The 18,951-nt window shown below is 64.1% G+C and carries 12 protein-coding genes; 6 read left to right on the top strand and 6 right to left on the bottom strand.

Translation table 11 applies throughout. From position 1 onward, the window contains the following. Positions 1-5 precede the first annotated feature (5 nt). The 3 genes from P3T23_RS33805 to P3T23_RS33795 are packed head-to-tail and all read left to right on the top strand — an operon-like array spanning position 6 to position 5,106. The gene (locus P3T23_RS33805; protein WP_429320420.1) at positions 6-1,553 is read left to right on the top strand and encodes an efflux RND transporter periplasmic adaptor subunit; all 1,548 of its coding nucleotides are present in this window, start codon (positions 6-8) and stop codon (positions 1,551-1,553) included. After that, complete coding sequence (locus P3T23_RS33800; RefSeq protein ID WP_429320419.1) at positions 1,550-4,759, top strand: efflux RND transporter permease subunit; 3,210 nt, start codon at positions 1,550-1,552, stop codon at positions 4,757-4,759. The genes P3T23_RS33805 and P3T23_RS33800 overlap by 4 nt, the downstream gene beginning before the upstream one ends. After that, positions 4,756-5,106, top strand: coding sequence for a copper-binding protein (locus P3T23_RS33795; protein WP_429320418.1), 351 nt, complete (start codon positions 4,756-4,758; stop codon positions 5,104-5,106). Before P3T23_RS33800 ends, P3T23_RS33795 begins: the two co-directional genes overlap by 4 nt. Positions 5,107-5,193: 87 nt before the next feature. On the opposite strand, the gene P3T23_RS33790 is transcribed toward P3T23_RS33795, so the two are convergent. The 3 genes from P3T23_RS33790 to P3T23_RS33780 all read right to left on the bottom strand — a co-directional run bounded on the left by P3T23_RS33790 (position 5,194) and on the right by P3T23_RS33780 (position 8,217). After that, complete coding sequence (locus P3T23_RS33790) at positions 5,194-6,267, bottom strand: hypothetical protein (RefSeq protein ID WP_429320417.1); 1,074 nt, start codon at positions 6,265-6,267, stop codon at positions 5,194-5,196. Positions 6,268-6,541: 274 nt separating this feature from the next. After that, positions 6,542-7,267 (bottom strand): SDR family oxidoreductase, encoded by a 726-nt coding sequence (locus P3T23_RS33785; protein ID WP_429320416.1) that lies wholly within the window; start codon positions 7,265-7,267, stop codon positions 6,542-6,544. 50 nt (positions 7,268-7,317) lie between these two features. Next, entirely contained in the window at positions 7,318-8,217 is a 900-nt protein-coding gene (locus tag P3T23_RS33780) for an SDR family oxidoreductase (protein ID WP_429320415.1), read from the bottom strand. Positions 8,218-8,308: 91 nt separating this feature from the next. Between P3T23_RS33780 and P3T23_RS33775 the strand changes: the two genes are divergently transcribed. Further along, entirely contained in the window at positions 8,309-9,160 is an 852-nt protein-coding gene (locus P3T23_RS33775) for a helix-turn-helix transcriptional regulator (protein WP_429320414.1), read from the top strand. A 315-nt stretch (positions 9,161-9,475) separates the two neighbouring features. Beyond that, the gene (locus tag P3T23_RS33770) at positions 9,476-10,459 is read left to right on the top strand and encodes a ferritin-like domain-containing protein (RefSeq protein ID WP_429320413.1); all 984 of its coding nucleotides are present in this window, start codon (positions 9,476-9,478) and stop codon (positions 10,457-10,459) included. A 95-nt stretch (positions 10,460-10,554) separates the two neighbouring features. Here P3T23_RS33770 and P3T23_RS33765 read toward each other — a convergent pair whose 3' ends face one another. The 3 genes from P3T23_RS33765 to P3T23_RS33755 form a co-directional block, all read right to left on the bottom strand. Then, the gene (locus P3T23_RS33765) at positions 10,555-12,015 is read right to left on the bottom strand and encodes an amino acid permease (protein ID WP_429320412.1); all 1,461 of its coding nucleotides are present in this window, start codon (positions 12,013-12,015) and stop codon (positions 10,555-10,557) included. A 466-nt stretch (positions 12,016-12,481) separates the two neighbouring features. Further along, a complete protein-coding gene (mltA, locus tag P3T23_RS33760; protein WP_429320411.1) occupies positions 12,482-14,293 on the bottom strand; it encodes a murein transglycosylase A in 1,812 nt (603 codons plus the stop codon). Positions 14,294-14,333: 40 nt separating this feature from the next. Next, complete coding sequence (locus tag P3T23_RS33755; protein WP_429320410.1) at positions 14,334-16,376, bottom strand: protein kinase domain-containing protein; 2,043 nt, start codon at positions 16,374-16,376, stop codon at positions 14,334-14,336. A gap of 300 nt (positions 16,377-16,676) precedes the next feature. Between P3T23_RS33755 and P3T23_RS33750 the strand changes: the two genes are divergently transcribed. Beyond that, on the top strand, positions 16,677-18,950 hold the full coding sequence (locus P3T23_RS33750; RefSeq protein WP_429320409.1) for a CHAT domain-containing protein: 2,274 nt from the start codon (positions 16,677-16,679) through the stop codon (positions 18,948-18,950). Position 18,951 lies beyond the last annotated feature (1 nt).

Raw genomic sequence — 18,951 nt, 5'->3', positions numbered from 1 at the left:
ACAGCATGCAAAAGAAACAACTGATACGCGCGGCCCTGATGATGTTTGCCGCAGCGGCGCTGCTCGGTGTCGGCTATGTCGCCGGCACACATCGTCCGGCGACGCATGGCACAAGCGCGCTGGAGGCAACACCGTCCGGCGACAAGGTTGACCCGAAGTCCGGTCGCAAGGTGCTCTACTGGCACGACCCGATGGTGCCGAGCCAGCATTTCGACAAACCTGGCAAGTCGCCTTTCATGGAGATGCAGCTCGAGCCGGTCTACGCTGATGAAGGCAGCGGGGCCACCGCCATCAAGATTGACCCGGGCCTCCAGCAGAATCTGGGCATCCGCTACGCGACCGTACGCATGCAGGACACAACGGAAGGATTCGATGCCGTCGGCACCACGCAGTTCGACGAATCGCGCTCAGATGTCGTGCAATCCCGGGTGACGGGTTACATCGACCACCTTTATGCCAGCGCGCCGATGCAGCGGATTGCGAAGGGCGCACCGATTGCGTCGCTGTTCGTACCCGACTGGCTGGCACCGCAGGAAGAGTACCTCGCGCTCAGGCGCGGCGGGATGGACAGCAGCATGCTGGAAGCGTCCCGCGCGCGTATGCGTGCGCTGTCGATTCCGGACGGCGTCGTCGAGGTACTGGACCGGACCGGCAAGGCGCAGACACATGTCGTGCTGTCATCGCCGGAAACCGGCGTCGTGAGCGAACTGAACGTCAGGGATGGCGCGATGGTGGTGCCGGGGCAAACGCTCGCGAAGGTCGCCGGTCTCTCAAAGCTGTGGCTTATCGTTGAAATCCCTGAAGCGCTTGCACTGAGCGTGCAGCCCGGCATGACGGTAGATGCGACGTTCGCGGGTGACCCCGCCCAGCATTTCAACGGGCAGATTCGTGAAATCCTGCCCGGCATCAGCACCAGCAGCCGCACGCTGCAGGCACGCCTCGAAATCGACAACACTGCGCTGAAGCTCACGCCCGGTATGCTGATGCGTGTGCGTGTCGGTGGACAGAAGGCGGTCTCGCGTCTGCTCGTCCCGTCCGAGGCAGTCATCACGACGGGCAGGCGCTCCGTCGTCATCGCGAGGAACAGTGATGGCCGCCTGCAGCCCGTTACGATCGCGGTTGGCAACGATGTCGGTGATGAAACTGAGGTGTTAGGCGGTCTGAGCGATGGCGACACGGTCGTTGCTTCCGGTCAGTTCCTCATTGATTCCGAAGCCAGTCTGAAGTCGGTTCTGCCGAGACTGGAAGGTGGCTCGGCATCGGGCGCAACCGGCCTCGCCTCCACGACCGGTTCGACGCCAGCCAATGCCCCTGCTGCGATCCAGACGTACGAGACCATGGGGAAGGTCGAAAAGGTCACGCCGAAAGACATTACGTTCTCGCATCAACCTGTTCCGGCGCTTGGCTGGGGCGCGATGACGATGGCGTTCAACAAGCCTTCGGCCAATGCGTTCCCGGACGTGAAAGCGGGTGAGACTGTGCATTTCGTGTTCCGGCAAACGGACGATGGCTACCAGCTAACGAAGGTCGAACCCGTCGGAGGTGCCAGATGATTGCGCGCCTCATTCGTTGGTCGATTCACAACCGGTTCCTGGTATTGCTCGCGACGGTGCTCGTCACGGGGTGGGGCGTCTACTCCGTGACTCAAACACCGCTCGATGCACTGCCTGACCTCTCCGATACGCAGGTCATCATCAAGGCATCGTATCCGGGCAAGGCGCCGCAGGTCATCGAAGACCAGGTCACGTACCCGCTCACCACGACGCTGCTTGGTGTGCCAGGCGCGAAGACCATCCGCGCGTATTCCTCGTTCGGTGATGCATTTGTCTACGTGCTGTTCGATGACAGGACTGACCAGTACTGGGCACGCTCGCGCGTGCTCGAATACCTGAACCAGGTGCAAAGCCGCCTGCCGCCTGGGGCGACCGTATCGCTTGGGCCGGATGCAACTGGCCTGGGCTGGGTGTACGAGTACGCACTCGTCGACAAGACAGGACAGCACGACCTCGGACAGCTGCGCGCGCTCAATGACTGGTTCCTGAAGTTCGAACTGAAGTCAGTGCCGGATGTGTCCGAAGTCGCGTCCATTGGCGGCATGGTGCGCCAGTATCAGGTCGTGCTCGACCCGGACAGGCTGCGTGCGTATGGCATCACCCAGGCGATGGCGGCCGACGCGCTGGGTAAGGCCAACCAGGAGTCAGGCGGCTCGGTGGTCGAGCTCGCCGAGTCCGAGTACGTGGTCCGCTCGTCGGGCTATCTGCGCTCGCTGGATGATTTTCGACATGTCGTGCTGCGAACGAACGACGCCGGCACACCGGTGCTTCTTGGCGATGTCGCGCGCATCCAGATAGGACCCGAGACGCGTCGAGGCATTGCCGAGCTGAACGGCGAGGGCGAGGTCGCAGGCGGCGTCATCGTCATGCGTTCGGGCAAGAACGCGTTGACGACCATCGAGGCGGTGAAAGCAAAACTGGCTGACCTGAAGCGGTCGCTGCCGTCTGGCGTCGAGGTTGTCACGACCTACGACCGCTCGCAGCTGATCGACCGCGCCGTGGACAACCTCAAGGACAAGCTCATCGAGGAGTTCATTGTCGTCGCGCTGGTCTGCGCGGTCTTCCTGTTTCACCTGCGCAGCGCATTCGTGGCCATCCTGTCGCTGCCGCTCGGCGTACTGGCCGCGTTCATCGTGATGCGCTACCAGGGCATCAATGCGAACCTGATGTCGCTCGGCGGCATCGCGATTGCCATCGGCGCGATGATAGACGCGGCCATCGTGATGATAGAGAACGCGCACAAGCACCTGGAGGCCTTTGAGCACACGTTTCCCGGAACACAGCTGACGGCCGCGCAGCGCTGGGAACTCATTGCGACATCCGCCGCCGAGGTGGGGCCCGCACTGTTCTTCTCGCTGCTCATCATCACGCTGTCCTTTATCCCGGTGTTTTCGCTGGAAGGACAGGAAGGCAAGCTCGTCTCGCCGCTGGCGTACACGAAGACGTACACGATCGCGGCCGCAGCCGGGCTGTCCGTGACGCTCGTGCCCGTCCTGATGGGCTATCTCATCCGGGGCCGCATTCCGCATGAAAATGCCAACCCCATCAACCGCGTGCTGATTCGCCTCTACAGGCCGCTGCTCGAGGCAACGCTTCGACGCCCATGGCTTGCGATTGGTGTCGCCGTGATTGCACTGGCTGCCACCATCGTCCCGGTGTCGCGTCTCGGCGGAGAGTTCCTGCCGCCGCTCGATGAGGGCGACCTGCTGTACATGCCGACCGCGCTGCCGGGCATTTCGACTGAGAAAGCGAGCGAGCTGCTGCAACAGACCGACCGGCTCATCAAGACCGTGCCGGAAGTGGCGACCGTGTTCGGCAAATCGGGACGCGCCGACACCGCAACGGACCCCGCACCGGGTCTCGAGATGTTCGAGACGACGATTCAGTTCAAGCCGCGCAGCCAGTGGCGACCCGGCATGACGCCAGAAAAGCTGGTCGATGAACTGGACCGGACGGTGAAGGTACCGGGCTTGTCGAATGTATGGGTTCCGCCTATCCGCAACCGCATCGATATGCTGTCGACGGGCATCAAGACGCCAGTCGGGGTCAAGATTTCGGGACCCGAGCTGACGCAGATCGACAGGCTTGCGGCGCAGGTTGAAGCGGCGGTGAAGGATGTGCCAGGCGTGACCTCCGCGCTCGCCGAACGCCTGAACGGCGGCCGGTACATCGATGTCGATATCGACCGGCTGGCCGCCGCGCGCTATGGCCTGTCGGTGGCAGACATTCAGTCGGTCGTATCGTCGGCGGTGGGTGGAGAAAACGTCGGCGAGGTCATTGCCGGCCGTGAGCGCTTCCCCATCAACATCCGCTATCCACGCGAGGTCCGGGACTCCCTCGAGAGGTTGCGTCAATTGCCGGTCGTCACGGACCGGGGCGCGCAAATCCAGCTCGGCGATGTCGCGCATATCGCCATTTCCGACGGCCCGCCGTCGATTCGCAGTGAGAATGCGCGGCTCTCCGGTTTTGTCTACGTCGACATTCGCAATACGGACCTGCAGTCGGCGGTGAAAGCGATGCAACGTGCCGTAGCGGAGAAGGTGGTGTTGCCGCCTGGGTATTCAATTGCGTGGTCCGGCCAGTTCGAGTACCTGGAGCGTGCGGCGGCGAAGTTGCGCACCGTCATTCCCGTGACGCTCGTCGTTATCTTCGTGCTGTTGTTCCTGACCTTCAATTCGGCTGCCGACGCGCTGCTGCTGATGTCGACGGTTCCGTTCGCCCTTGTCGGCGGTTTCTGGCTTATATGGATGCTGGGACATGCGGTATCTGTCGCAACCGCAGTCGGATTCATTGCGCTCGCGGGCGTGGCGGCGGAGTTCGGTGTCGTGATGCTGCTGTACCTGAAGGGCGCGCTGAATCGCAGGCTGGAAGCCGGTGAGCCACTGACCGAGGCACTTCTGTTCGATGCGATTCGCGAAGGCGCCGTATTGCGCGTGCGACCCAAGGCAATGACGGTCGCGGTCGTGCTCGCAGGCCTCATCCCCATCATGGTTGGACACGGCGCCGGTTCGGAAGTCATGCAGCGCATTGCCGCACCCATGGTCGGCGGCATGGTCACGGCGCCGCTGCTGTCGATGTTCGTTATTCCAGCAGCCTGGTTCCTGTTACAGCGCCGCCGCGTGAGAAGGCAGGCTCTTTCGCCGTTCCCCCATGCGATACCTTCCGGCATGAAAGTGCCATCTACTCAATCTGGAGAAACCCAATGAAGAAGCTGATTGTTGCGTCTGTCGTACTTGTAGCCTTCGTCGCTGCGCCCGCGTTCGCTGGCGATGACGTGGCTGGCATGAACATGTCCACGCCGTCGGCTCCGAAGACGTCGTCGAACACCGCACTCACCGATGCCCAGGTCAAGAAGGTGGACCCTGAGACCGGCATGGTCACGCTGAAGCACGGCGCGCTGGACAACGTCGGGATGCCGCCGATGACGATGGCATTCAAGGCGAAGGATGCCGCGATCGTCAAGCAGGTTCACGAGGGTAACAAAGTCAAGGTCCGCGTCGAAAACGTCAATGGCACCTTGACCATTGTGAAACTGGAAAAGCAGTCGCGATGAAGTACTGATACCGTACTCGCAGGCTCACCGTTCGTGACGAGCCTGCGGTCCGGTCTGCAATGTCGCTCGGCATCCAACGCTGGCGCGTTACTGGTCGTCTGCCGGTATGAAGGCCATGCCATGCGGGCTGACCAGATTGGTCACCAACGGAAGGAGTGCTCCGCTGGCCAGATCGAGCTGGCCGACATAGGCCGGCACCGCTGGTGCACCACTCGCAGCAGCTACACCCGTTGATGCGGAGAACGCCGCTCCGCGCTGCCAGACATCGGCACTGATCTTGTACACGATGTTTGCCTTCGTGTCGGCCACGAGCAGGAAGCCCCGTCGCGTGGTGGCGAATACCGTGTCGTCAATCTGCACGTGGCCGAGAAGTGGCAGATATTGCACGCGCGGATCCTTGCCCGGCCCGCGCAACAGAACGAGCTGACCATCTCCCTGGTCATCGAGCAGAACATCACCCGACGGCGTCAGCGTCATCGAATCCGGATCGGTCAGGTTGAGCCGCGCCACCGTGCCAAACGGAATATTGCTGGCCTCAGGCGTACCGGACAACACGCGAGAGACGTCGATCGTGCCGTTTGAGCGGAGGAGCCCGCGAACAATCGCGGGACCCGTACTTTGGCCATTGGCGTCAAGGGTAGGGTTGGACGCGCTGAAAAAGGCCTGACCGTCCATGAACACGATGTCGTCGTAACCGCCGCCGTGCGGCGGCTTGCCGAAAACATAGCGTGTGGTCCGACCGGTCGCCGCGTCTATCGTGACGAGGTTTGCATTCGCATCCTCATTCTGCACCGCCCAGATTTCCCGGGTGTAGGGATTGACCTTCAGACCATCGTTGTGTCCCGTCACGGTAAATGTCCGCAGGGCATTGCCGTCGCGCGAGTACTCAACGATCTGGCTCTGCGCGTTACCCGAACCATCGGGTGCGCCGCCGTTTGCATAGGCGACCCAGATGTGATCATCAAGCACGGCCAGGGAGTCCGGCGCGCTGGACCCGGCGGGCGGCGCCGCGAAGACGCTTATGCTGAAGCCCGGCGTGGGCACCGGCTTCGGCGGCGTTTGCGCGGTGGCGCCACCGGACGCGAAACAGAACGCGGCGAACGCTAGCGTGGTGCAATTGAAAATGCGGCTGGCTACGGACACAGGTCGAATGCTTGGCATGCTCGGCTCCTGAGATGTGTATGCGGGCGGGGAAAGCGGGGGCGCGGAATGGAGTGCGGGTTGGCCCGAGGCTGATCGGACGTAATGGCCGGAAATAGTACGTAACAGATGGGAACATATAACTGTGACTGCGCGGTGACATAGCCAGCACTCAGGCGCGGATCGTCGTGCCTGTTCCACGCCACACGCAGCTGAACGGCGTCGGCCCGGTTCCGCCAGCGCCCCACTCGCGCCAACAGTCGGTTTCTCGCAAATCAAGCGCCCAGACCACGCTTCACACCAGCCAGCCGCCGCCATCCACGGGAAGCACCTGACCGGTTACGTAGCTGTTCAACATCAAATAGACATAACCCGCAGCGGCCTCTGCAGGCGAAGCGCCTCGCGGCAAGGGCAAACGTGCTACGAACGCCTGCAACCTGTCCTCAGGCATCAGTTTTGTATGGTCGGTAAGAATGATGCCTGGACACACGGCGTTGACCCGTACCGGGGCGAGATCGATAGCGAGGCCGCGTGCAAGATGCTCGATGGCTCCGCCTGCCGCGGTCGCCAATGGGGCACTTTTGATGGGGCGATGTGCGAGCATGCCGCTCGTCAGCGTGATCGATCCATTCGGATTGATCGACCGGATACCGTGCTTGACGGCTGCCAGCGCCCCCCAGAACCGGACCGAGAATCCGTCGCGTGCCGCAACGAGGTCAAGGTCCCGCTTGCCGATAAACATCTGCATGCCCCAATCCCCCGCGGTCAATGCGAGATGATCGAAGGCACCGATATTTTCGAAAAAGCGGGATACGCTGTCTTCGTCTCGCAGATCGATCACGTTGCCCGTCGCAAAAGGCAGTCGCTCGACAGCCGCGTTGACGTTTGCCGCATGGCTCGACGCGATCACGACTTCAGCGCCCATTTCCTGCGCAAGCGCGGCGACTGCAAAACCGATACCCGATGTTCCTCCAATCACGACGACACGCTTCCTCGCGAGCGACATGGCCGCTTCGGTCATTCCATTTCTCCTTCATGGACTGCTGTGGCTAGTCCCCGGCAGTTTCGGCCTTACGGCGATGGCGCGAAGTAGCCGGGCTGGTCGATGTCAGCGATGAGCTCCGGCTGCTCCGGCTGCCAGCCGAGATATGACCGGGTCCGCTCGCTGGAGCCAGGGCAGTCAATGCCCGCGAACCGCGCGAACCAGCCAAAATGCTCAGCGGCTTCTTCGGGAGTTTTGCCGACCACGGGAATGTTCAGACGGCGACCGATTACCTCCGCGATCTGTTTGAAAGGCACGCCTTCCTCGGCAATCGCGTGGAAGGGCCCGCCTTCGGCGCCGCGTTCAAGAGCAAGCCGATAAACACGGGCAGCGTCGAGTCGATGCACCGCAGGCCAGCGGTTGTTCCCTTCGCCTACGTAGGCAGACACTCCTTTCTCCCGTGCAATACCGATAAGGCGGGGCACGAAGCCATGATCTCCGAGGCCATGCACCGTCGGCGCCAGACGGACCACCGCCACGCGCACGCCACGTGCCGCGAACGCAGCGGCCGTCACTTCAGGCGAGCGGGGAAAGGAGGCGATGGGGGGACGCGGCGGTTCGTCCTCCGTCGTGACGCGGCCTGGCGCCAGCAGCGCCACGCCCGATGTGACGATGAACGGGCGGTCGGAGCCTTCCAGCTCACCGCCGATCGCCTCGATAGCGCGCCGCTCCTGCTCGCAGTTTTCCGCGAACTTCGAGAAGTCGTGGTTGAAGGCGGTGTGGATCACGCCATCCGACTGGGCAGCACCTTTCTTCAGGCTGTCCAGATCGTCGAGCGAACCGCGCCATACCTCCGCGCCGGCCGCCGCCAAGGCCTGCGCGGCATTTTCCGAACGCGCCAGCCCCAGCACTTGATGGCCAGAAGCGATCAGATCCTCGACGACCGCCGAGCCCACCCAACCGGTCGCACCAGTGACAAATACACGCATGATTCAGATCTCCAGGTTTTCGCCTGAGACCAATATCGATGCGTACGGTATCGTGGTAAAGTAGTGACGTTATCGTGTTATAAGAACTACCATGATAAGCGAACACGTCGCCGGTCATGACCTGCTTGGAGCCTATCTGAAGGACCGCCGGACGAAGCTCGATCCGGCAGCCTTTGGCTTTTCGTCGAAGCGCCGCCGCACTCCCGGCCTGCGCCGCGAAGAGGTCGCCCAGCGGGCCAATATCAGTCCGGCCTGGTACACGTGGCTTGAGCAAGGCCGGGGCGGTGCGCCTTCGGCCGACGTGCTCGACCGGATTGCCAGCGCCTTGATGTTGACGAACGTCGAACGCGAGCATCTCTTCCTGCTCGGCCTCGGCCGGCCGCCTGAGGTCCACTACCAGGCAAACGAAGGCGTCACGCCAAGGCTGCAACGTGTGCTCGATGCGTTAAATCCGAGCCCGGCGCTCATCCGGACGGCGACGTGGGATGTGGTGGCCTGGAACCAGGCGGCTACTGTGATGCTCGTCGACTATGGATCGCTTCCCCCGGCGCAGCGCAATGTCCTGCGGTTCATGTTCCTTGACCCGCGTGCCCGCGCCGCGCAATACGATTGGGAGAGCGTTGCGCGGTTCGTCGTAGGTGCATTCCGGGTCGATGTGGCACGCGCAGGCGCTGCGACAGCGGTGAGCGACCTTGTCGATGAACTCTGCCGCCTGAGCCCCGAGTTCGGGGCCATGTGGCGCAATAACAATGTCCACGCCCATGGCGAAGGCGTCAAACACATCCGGCATCCGGTTCTTGGCCCGCTCTCGTTCGAATATTCGGTGTTCGCGGTGGATGGGCGAACGGATCTCAGTATGGTGGTCTACAACCCCGCAACTCAGGCGGACGTCGACAGAATCAGCTCAGCGATGGCTGCAGCACCTGCGCTCGACCTGACATGACTACCGCTCCCGCATCGGGTACGACGTCGCCAGGAGAGTCGCAAGCGCCGGACATGCCGTCAGGCGCCTCCAGCCCGGTGAACTTGTGCAGGGGTCGCGGTGGCCTGCGGAGTCAGTCATGTTGAACATCTGTATTGCTTGCGACACCGGACGTTGCCTGCATAATGCGTCGACGGGCAGCTTCATGCCCTGAGGTGGTCCGTCAAGGTTTTTGGGCGGTAAGTTGCTGTTCGCACCCGGCTCGGCCACGCACGGTCCTTCGCATTTGATTCGTGCAAGAATGGACGGCGCCGGATTTATCCGAGAGCCTCCAGCATGAATGACACATTCGATCTCGAACGGCTGATTCCAGGCTTCACTGCACCAGCGTTGCCGCCGTGCAGAGCCGACCACGCAACCATCACCGCTGCCGAGCGCGGCACCCGGCAGTGGACGAGCAGCGTCGCCGGCCCCCTGAAGCCGGGCTCCGATGTGCATCGCCGCGAGGTGTGCCGGATGTTTCGCGAGACCTTCAACCCGTACCGCCCTTCGGTACTCGACTGGCCGAAGCTCGAACCCGACGCGCTTCTTCGGATCGTCTCGCTGCCGATCTGGGACATCGCGGTGCAGACGGAAGGCAGGGCGCGGCTACGCATGGCAGCGTATGCGGCCACCATCGACGAACCGGACATGCGCCACGCGCTCGCGCTGAACGCGTGGGAAGAGAGCCGTCACAAGGAGGTGCTCTCGCGGATGGTGACCGCATACAAAATAGCCCTCGCGAGCGAGCCTCCCGACGTCTACCCGAAGGACGTCGAATGGGCCTACCTTGTGACCGGTTACAGCGAGTGCATCGACAGCTTCTTCGCGTTCGGCCTGTTCGAGGTCGCGCGCCGCTCGGGCCTGTTCCCGCCCGAGCTGATCGACACCTTCGAGCCGGTGATGCAGGAAGAGTGCCGCCATATCCTGCTGTTCGCAAACTGGGTGGCATGGCACCGTGCGCGGCTGTCCTGGTGGCAGCGCATCCGCTTCGAGCTGAAAGTGGCTGCTGTGTGGGCGTTCCTCGGCTGGGAGCGGATCAGCCTTGCGCGCACGCTCGACGCCGACGGCAACGAGCACAAGCACGACAACAACTTCACAGTGAACGGCGCACATGCAGTGTCCGCGGCCGAAACCAGCGTGCACGAACTGATGACGCTGTGCCTGGAAGAGAATAACCGGCGCTTCTCCGGCTACGACCGACGCCTGCTTCGCCCCGAGACGATGCCGAAGCTCGTGCGTTTCGCGCTGCGTTTCATGCGTGCGGACAACAGGAGGTAACGATGCCTGGGTCGCGACAGCCTACGGCAATAGTCTGCTCAGGCCCGGGCACGTCCTGATGGAGATGACCGCGCGAACGCAGTTCGCGGCCAGGTTCAGTGGCGCTCCGGGAAACGAAGTTTCGAATGAGTCCGGCCGTACGACATGTAGATGACCATGCCGATCACCAGCCACACGACCAGGCGGATCCAGGTAATGAGCGGCAGTCCGACCATCAGCAGAAGGCAGAACAGAATGCCCAGGATCGGCACGATCGGCACACCCGGAACGCGGAATGGCCGGGAGGCGTCGGAATCGCTGCGCCGCAGATAGATCACGGCGCCACACACGAGGATGAACGCGAACAAGGTGCCGATGCTGACCATCTCGCCCAGCACGTTGATTGGCGTGAATGCCGCCACGATCGCGACAATCGTGCCGATCATCATCTGACTGAGGTGAGGCGTCTGCAGGCGCGGATGGACACGGGCAAAGAGGCGCGGCAGCAGGCCATCCTGCGACATCGTGAAAAAGATGCGGCTCTGGCCGTACAGCAACACGAGGATGACTGTCGTGAGCCCGGTCAGCGCGCCGATCTTGATGAGAATGGAGAACCAGGTCACGCCGATCGCATCGACGCCCTTTGCGATCGGGTCGGGCACGTTGAGTTCGGCATAGGGGACGAGCCCGGTCAACACGCCAGCCACGAGAATATAAAGGATCGTGCATATGACCAGCGATCCGAGGATGCCGATGGGCATATCGCGTTGCGGCTTTCTTGCTTCCTGCGCGGCAGTGGATACCGCATCAAAACCGATGAAGGCAAAAAAGACCACAGCGGAGCCGCGAAGGATTCCGCTCATGCCGAAGCTGCCAAATGCCCCGGTGTTGGCCGGGATAAACGGATGCCAGTTCGCCGGGTGGATGAAAAATGCGCCGATGGCAATGAACGCCACCACGACGGACAGTTTGATCGCGACCATGACGTTATTGAGCCGTGCCGACTCCTTCGTGCCGAGTACGAGCATGGTCGTGAGAATCGCGATGATCACGACGGCGGGCAGGTTGACGACTCCGGTCACCGACGTGCCGTCGGGGAGTTTGACCACGACGCCGGACGCCGCCGCGAGGGCGGGCGGGATATTGATGCCCACATTGTGAAGCAGGCTGACGATGTAACCCGACCAGCCGACTGCAACCGTCGCCGCACCCATTGCGTACTCGAGGATCAGGTCCCAGCCGATGATCCAGGCGAACACCTCGCCGAGCGTCGCATAGGTGTAGGTGTAACTGCTGCCGCATACGGGGAGCATGGCGGCCAGCTCTGCGTAGCACAGCCCGACGAACCCGCACGCGATTCCGCCGAGGATGAACGACAGAATGATGCCTGGCCCAGCAAACTGCGCCGCGGCCGTTCCGGTCAGGACAAAGATGCCAGCACCGATGATGGCGCCGATTCCCATCGCCGTGATGCTTGTCGCACCCAGCGTCTTGGACAACAGGTGGCCGCCTTCGACATCCGCACTGTCAACGATGTCGGCGACGGACTTTCGCGCCATGTAACTGGTATCAGCCATGATGAGTCATCTCGAACAGGTGTTGCTGGAAACGAATCGAAACGGAGACTTCGGTTCGTGGAGCACGAAAATGCGTTTTTTTCCGATGACAGGGCGGGTTCAGGTTGCCGCGGGCGACGGATTCAGTCTAGTCTGAATTGAACGACTGCGCGAGCAGATGCGTGACCGGCTTGCCCGCGAAGTCGAGCCTGCAAATTCATCACGCATAGTTCGGCAATCGAGGGGCGGTCGGTGTGCCGTCCGGAATGCCTCATGTCATGCGGTCGGGATGCGTGGCTGACCTGCCCTGCAGGGCCGCTTTGTGGAACAGTCACCGCCGTTTCGGGATCATCAGGATTCCTTCCGTTGTGGACGGGCATGATCAATGGGCTTCTACCTGGATACGAGGGTAGTGCAAACAGTCCACCGTCGCCACTGGCCGGTCGGTCCGAAAATGCCAGGGCAGATCACAGCTCGACGCAGGAGCTTACGGCGAGTCATCCACGCACAGCTCCGGATCGCTGACAAGGCAGTCCGCATTCGACGCTGCCGGCGTGATGCCTCTCGTCTTTGTCGCCGCATCCTGCGCGGCGATGCGCAATCCCTTCGGCAACAGCACCCACATCCGGATCCGCTCTTTGGTGTGGCTTGCCTGCGTCTGCGCGCTCTGGCCGAAGCCGAAAAAGTAATCGGCCCGAACCGCGCCCGTGATTGCGCCGCCTGAATCCTGGGCCACCATCAGCCGGTCGATGGCACCGGGCGATTGCGGGTCGTCACGCGTTGCAACGAAGACGGGCGCACCCAGCGGCGTCGTGCGCGGGTCGACCGCTACCGACCGGCCCGCTGATAGCGGCACACCTAACGCGCCCACCGGTCCGTTCGGCGAATCGGGAATGAGCCGGAAGAACACGTAGCTCGGGTCCGATGTTGCAAAGCCATGCTGGACCGGCGACGCATTCGTAGAGGCGGCGAGGGCGCCCGTGCTGGCCGGTCCCGGCCCACCTGCGCCATTCGCCATACTGCCGCTCGTGCTCAAGCCGCCGCTTTTGCCTGCTACCGCAGGTGCCACCGAACCCGTCGTCGATGGCGTTGCGTTGGCCAGCTTGAAGCCTCGCAGCAGCGGCGAGACGGGGGTGTCGTCGTCCGTTGAGGCCTGCGGCGCGGCAGCCGGCGTGCCGTTCGCGGCATTGGGTGTTTGCACGTTGGCTGTCGGCGTGTCATCGGCCGCGTCGACCTCGACCAGCATATCCAGGCCGCGCACGGTGATCCGGTGGCCGCCGCTCTGGTTGTTGCGTGCCACGGGCGGCAGGAAGGGCCGCCCATTCTGCTCGGCATAGGCGAAGCGGCGAATCGAGCCGTCGCGCATGCGGACCTTGCCGGCGCCTTGCACCTGCATCGAATAGAGCATCACCGGATCGTCGACGTAGGCGAGGATCGGCGCCTTGAGCGCGCCGCGCTCGATCTCGGCACGCGTGTAGTACGGCACGATCCGGTCGTGGTCGAGGCGCAGGCGGATTTTTTTGTCGCGGATATCAGGGACGCTGTTGCGAAGATCCAGCACGTAGACGCCCTTGAGATTGCCGGTCGTGGCGTCGGGAAGCGGGATCACCGTGCGAGCGTCGATCCGCGCGGCAAGGGTGCCGCTGCGGGCCCCGTCCGGCAGGCGGCGCGCGTCGAGATACAGCATGTCGTCAGGCGTGCCGTAGACAGGATAGAGGTACGCGCCGCCGTATTGCCGGCTGCCGTTCAGCAACGGTTCGTAATAGCCGGTTAGCGTGCCGTCGATGCTTTTGTCGGTATTGCGGATCTGATACGCGTTGAAATACGTCTCGAAGAACTGGCGCACCGCGCCCGCGTTGTGCGCATCCACCGTGCGCGACGCCGCGCAGGGCTCCGACCAGCCGTTGCGCGTGCCGAGCACTGTGCAACTGCGTCTGAACGCCTCCCACGACGCGCTGGCATCGTCGGTATTCCAGCCGGGCAGGTCGGTGAAGCGGGCCGCCTCGTAGTACGCGTGACGCGTCGCAAAACCGCCGCCGGGAGGGGGCGTCGAAACCGGCGTGCCGGTGGTGCCGACGCCAGCCGCGACGGAGCGCGGCGGCGTCGTCGGCGCGGCGGCGGGCTGCGTCGATGTCTCTGGCGTGACAGTTGCCGCCGCGGCGGCCAACGGTGGGGACACGGCTGCCGCCGCGGGCGCCGATGCCGTAGAAGGTCCGAGCGTCACCGAGGTCGCCGGATTGTTGTTTGCGCAACCGGCAAGTGTCATTGCAAATGCGAGCAGCAGATGAGTGTTGCGCATGCCGCCTCCTCGTGCCGGGCGTCCGGCAGTCCGTCTCAGGCTAGGACGAATTGATGACCTCGATCATGAACGTCGCCGCACCGAAGGTGTCGGGGCAATCCGTGGCGCCCGCCGCGCAGCGCGGCCGGCCGGCAAAAGGCGAATAACTCGCGGTGCGGCGCCGGGCAGCGTCGCGCTGCGCGGCGGCGGAGAATCCTGCGAACACGGAACTGTCGCGCAGGCCGCCGTCGTCGAAATTGCGCGGTACGGCCGACACCATGACGAGGAAGCGGTTCGGGCCAGCGGGCGCACCCGCCATCATCGGCCAGCTCGGACGCGGCAGCGACAATGTCTGGCCGGCCGCGATCGCGTTGTTCCGGTCGAGCCCGTTCGGGAACAGCATCAGGTACTGTCCTGCGGGATCGACCATGAACACGTATACGTAGCCAGCGCGATTGCTGCCGACCTTGAATTGCAGATGGTCCTTGTTGATACGCGCGGTCGTGCTGCGTAACGCGGTCGTTACGTGGACGGACGGATCGGCGAGCGCCGCGATCCGGTCCAGTTCGCCAGCGGGCGTATAGGGGGGCGGCGGCGAACTGGCGACCGGTTGTGCCGGCGTCCCTGCAGCACTTGCAGGGGTGCCTTCCTGCGGCGGCTCCGTGCTGGCCGTGGGTGCCGGCTGCGTTGGCGTCGCGGTCTGCGCGGGAGCTGGAGCGGCTTCGTTTCTGGCCGTTTTCTCTGGCGCCGGCTGCGACGTCGCTGACGGACCGGCAGTCTCGCCGCCCTTCGACACCGTCGAGGCGGGTACCGGCTTTGATCCGGGCGACCACACAAACCAGCCACCGACCGCCACGAGCGCCGCAACGCATACGGCAGCCGCGGCGATCAGCGCGGGCCGCCTGCTCTTGCTGGCTGAGGCAACGCCGTCGGGAGCAGTTGCGCCAGACGCAGCGCCGTTCGCCCGCGTGCGGTTCTCGCCAGCCGGGGCGCTGGCCGCCGTGGCCCGACTGGCTGTGCCGGTCCCACCAGCGCCTGCCGCATCGCTTACGGGCAGCGCCCTCGTGCTGGCGGCATCCCGCGCGCCGCCCGCTTCGTCAATCTCGATGCCCAGGTCGGCGGCGAATGCCTGCACGCTTTGCGGCCGGTCCTCGGGGCGCACGCTGAGCGCGTGGTCGATGGCGCGCAGGAAGCGCTCCGAATAGCGGCTGGCCGCTGCCGTGGCGAGCGGCACGTAGGAATCGCTCATCAGACGGCCGACCGCAGGCGGCGGCGTTCTGCCCTGGATCGCGAAGTAGATCACGGCGGCGAGCGCGTAGACATCAGTCCACGGCCCCTGTTTCATCGACGGCTCGTCCGCGTACTGCTCGACCGGTGCATAGCCGGGTTTCAGGATCACCGTCAGCGCCTGCGTCATATCGCCGATGACGCGTCGTGCCGCGCCGAAGTCGAGCAGGAGCGGCCGGCCGCTGCCCTTGAGCAGCAGGATGTTGTCCGGCGCGATGTCGCGGTGATAGCACTGCGCCGCGTGCAGCACCGCGAGCGCCTCGATGAGCGGTTTGAGCAGCCCGTAAAGCCATGCTTCGTCAGGCGGTTGGGGCATCTGCCGCAGCGCATCGCGCAGCGTCACGCCGTCGTAATACGGCATCACCATGTACGCCGTGCCGTTCGCTTCCCAGAAGCGGTAGACCTTGACGAGCGAATGGTGGTCGAACTGCGCAAGCAGGCGCGCTTCGTTGATGAAGCTTTTCAGGCCGGCGCGAAAGGTTTCCTCGTGGCGCTCGGACTTGACTGTCACTTCGGCCGCGCCGACGCGCGAAGCGAGCGCTGCGGGAATATATTCCTTGAGCGCGACGTTGCGGCGCAACTGGGTGTCGTAAGCGAGATAGACGATGCCGAAGCCGCCTTCGCCGATCAGCCCGATGATCTCGAACTCGGCGATCTGCGTTCCGTTTGCCAGCGCCTGCTGCGCGGCTCCCCCGGCAGGTGGCGTTCCAGGCGCCGCGCTGCGGCGCTCCTGGCCGGTCGTCTCAGCGCTGGCTTGCTGACCTTCTGGCTCGGACGGCGGTCGCACGATTACCGTCTTGTCATCGGGGCTAGTCATCGAGCCGCGCTCCGTGGAAGGGTCCGGTGGCGATGCGCCGCAAACGCGCAAGCGCAAGCCTCACGCGCGCCGGTGTATGTGTAAGACGATCCGCGCGGCGGATTTTGAAAGTCTACCGGTACTGTGAGGCGTTCGTCGAATGGCCTGGCTGGTTTTCAAAATATCCGGACCTGATTCGTTTACAACAACGGAATTGTCGGTTTTTTGTGCGGCGCCCACCCCGTGCATGCGCATTCCGGTGCCGATGGCATCACGACGGTGTCCCGGTTGCGTTGCTGCATCGTCCCGCAGGAAAGCGAAGTGAACGAACGCAAAGATCGGTCGGTCGGGAGGACGCGCATCGCGTTGCACGCGCTGCTGCGTGACATCACTTACGCTCGCCCGCTTCAGGCGGCGTCGGTCGTCGCAATGCTGGCGGTCCTGCTGTTATTGAGCGCAAGGGATGCGCGGGCCGCGTCGGTCGACGGTACAGGCGCGGCGCTCGTCACGGTGGCGGCGGCCGCCGCCGCGCCTGCCAGTGGTGTCGCCCCTGGCCTCGCGCCCGAATCGGCCGGCTTTCGTCAGGCCGCCGAGCGTGAGCGTGACGCCGAAACGCTCAACTCGCTGACGGCTGAAGGGCGCCTGTTGCTCTCGCGCGATCACGTCCAGCTGCCCGCTTACGATTACTGCAGCATGTCAGTGGCTGCGGCCGAACGCGGCGACTTCCGCGACAGCGTCGACGCCGCTGCGCGGGCGCTGGTGCTCGCCGAGCGAACCGATAACGCCGATCTTGCCGCGCTGTCCAAGCGCGATCTCGCCATCGCCTACAGCTATGCGGGCGACCTCGACGATGCCGGGCGCTACGCAACCGAAGCGCTGGCGTCGCATCCGAAGGCGCCTGAACAGGTCTTTGCGCCCGCGAACAAGGTGCTCGGCGATATCGCGCTGCGCCGGGGCGATCCGCAGGCGGCGCTCGCCGCCTACAACCAGGCGCTCGAAACGGCCTCGGCGCGCTACCGGCCGCTGGTGCTGCTGTCGATCACCAACGCGCAGATCGCTGCGGGCGACACGGCCGACGCGCGCAAGACCTTCGACGCCGCCAGTCCTGCGCCGAGCGCGGAGCTCGCGCCGGCCTACCGGCGCATCGAGGGCAATCTGCTGCTGGCCGAAGGCAAACCGGAAGACGCGCGGCGCGCGTTCAGCGCGCTGCTGTCGGAAAGCGGCGGCAGCGACGCGAACTACGACCGCCTGTGGGCGTACGAAGGCATCGGCCGCGCCGACCTCGCGCTCGGCGAAAGGCAGCACGCGCGCGAAGCCTACCTGCAGGCCGTCGACGATTCGGAAAAGATCCGCGCGCGCTTTCGCAGCGACGAGTTCAAGACGGGCCTGTTCGGCGACACGCAGTCAGTGTTCGAAATGGCGATCGCGCTGACGGTCGAGGTGGGCGACTATGCGTCGGCATGGAACCTGTCCGAGCGCAGCCGGGCGCGCGCGCTGCTCGATGTCGTGCGCAACCGCGTCGACGCGGGCGTGGACGACCGGCAGCTGAACGGCGACGTGCCGGGCCTCGACGTAGTGCGTAACACGCTGAAGCCGAACGAGGCGATCGTCGAGTTTCACAGCCTCGAGAAGTCGATCATCGTGTGGGTGATCCGCAACGAAGGGCTGAAGGGCTATACGCTGCCGATCGCACGCGCCGACATGGATGCGGCGGTCACCGATTTCCGCAATGCGATCGTGCGCCGGCGTCCCACCGCGATCACCTACGGCGACAAACTGTATGCGCTGCTCATCGCGCCGCTTGGCCTGCGCGAGAACGACCGGCTCATCATCGTGCCGCACGGCGCGCTGCACTATCTGCCGTTCCAGGCGCTGCACAATGCGAAAGGCTTTCTGATCCAGAGCCATGCGATCGCGCTTGAGCCGTCAGCGAGCATCGCGGTCCAGCTGGCGCTGCGCCAGCAGCAGGTCGCGAGCAATCTGGTCGCGTTCGGCAATCCGCAGATCGCACCGGCGTATGCGCTGCCAGGCGCCGAAGCGGAAGTCGAGGGCATCGCGCCGCTCTTCGCGAGCAAGGAAATCTTCCTGAAAAGCGCCGCCACGCGTGTCAGCTTCAGCGAAAACGCGCCGGCCGGGCGCGTGCTGCATGTGGCGACGCACGCCGAGGCCGACACGATCGACCCGCTGCATTCGCGCATCCTGCTCGCGCCGCCCACGCAGCCCGCTGACGGACCCGATTCACTGCTTGCGAGGGACATCTATAACCTGAAGCTGAATGCCGTCGCGCTCGTTACGCTGTCCGCGTGCGAGACCGGGCTTGGCCGGATCGCGCGCGGCGATGAAATTCTCGGCTTCACGCGCGCCTTCTTTTATGCCGGCGCGACGAGTCTGATCGTGTCGATGTGGCCTGTCGCCGACGAATCGAGCGCGCTGACGATGCGCACGTTCTACGCGCAGTTGACCGAGGGTCAGGAAGCGATCGACGCGATGCGCACCGCGCAGCTGGCCGTGCTGCAAAACCCGCGGTTTGCGCATCCGTTCTTCTGGGCGCCGTTCGATCTGATGGGAGGCTGGCGCCTGACGATCGCGCGCTAAA

Origin of the sequence: Paraburkholderia sp. GAS448 (genome assembly GCF_050435685.1) — a bacterium.
Taxonomy (GTDB): Bacteria; Pseudomonadota; Gammaproteobacteria; order Burkholderiales; family Burkholderiaceae; genus Paraburkholderia.
The sequence above is the reverse complement of the archived record's forward strand: the minus strand, read 5'-3'. Positions and strand labels throughout refer to the sequence as shown.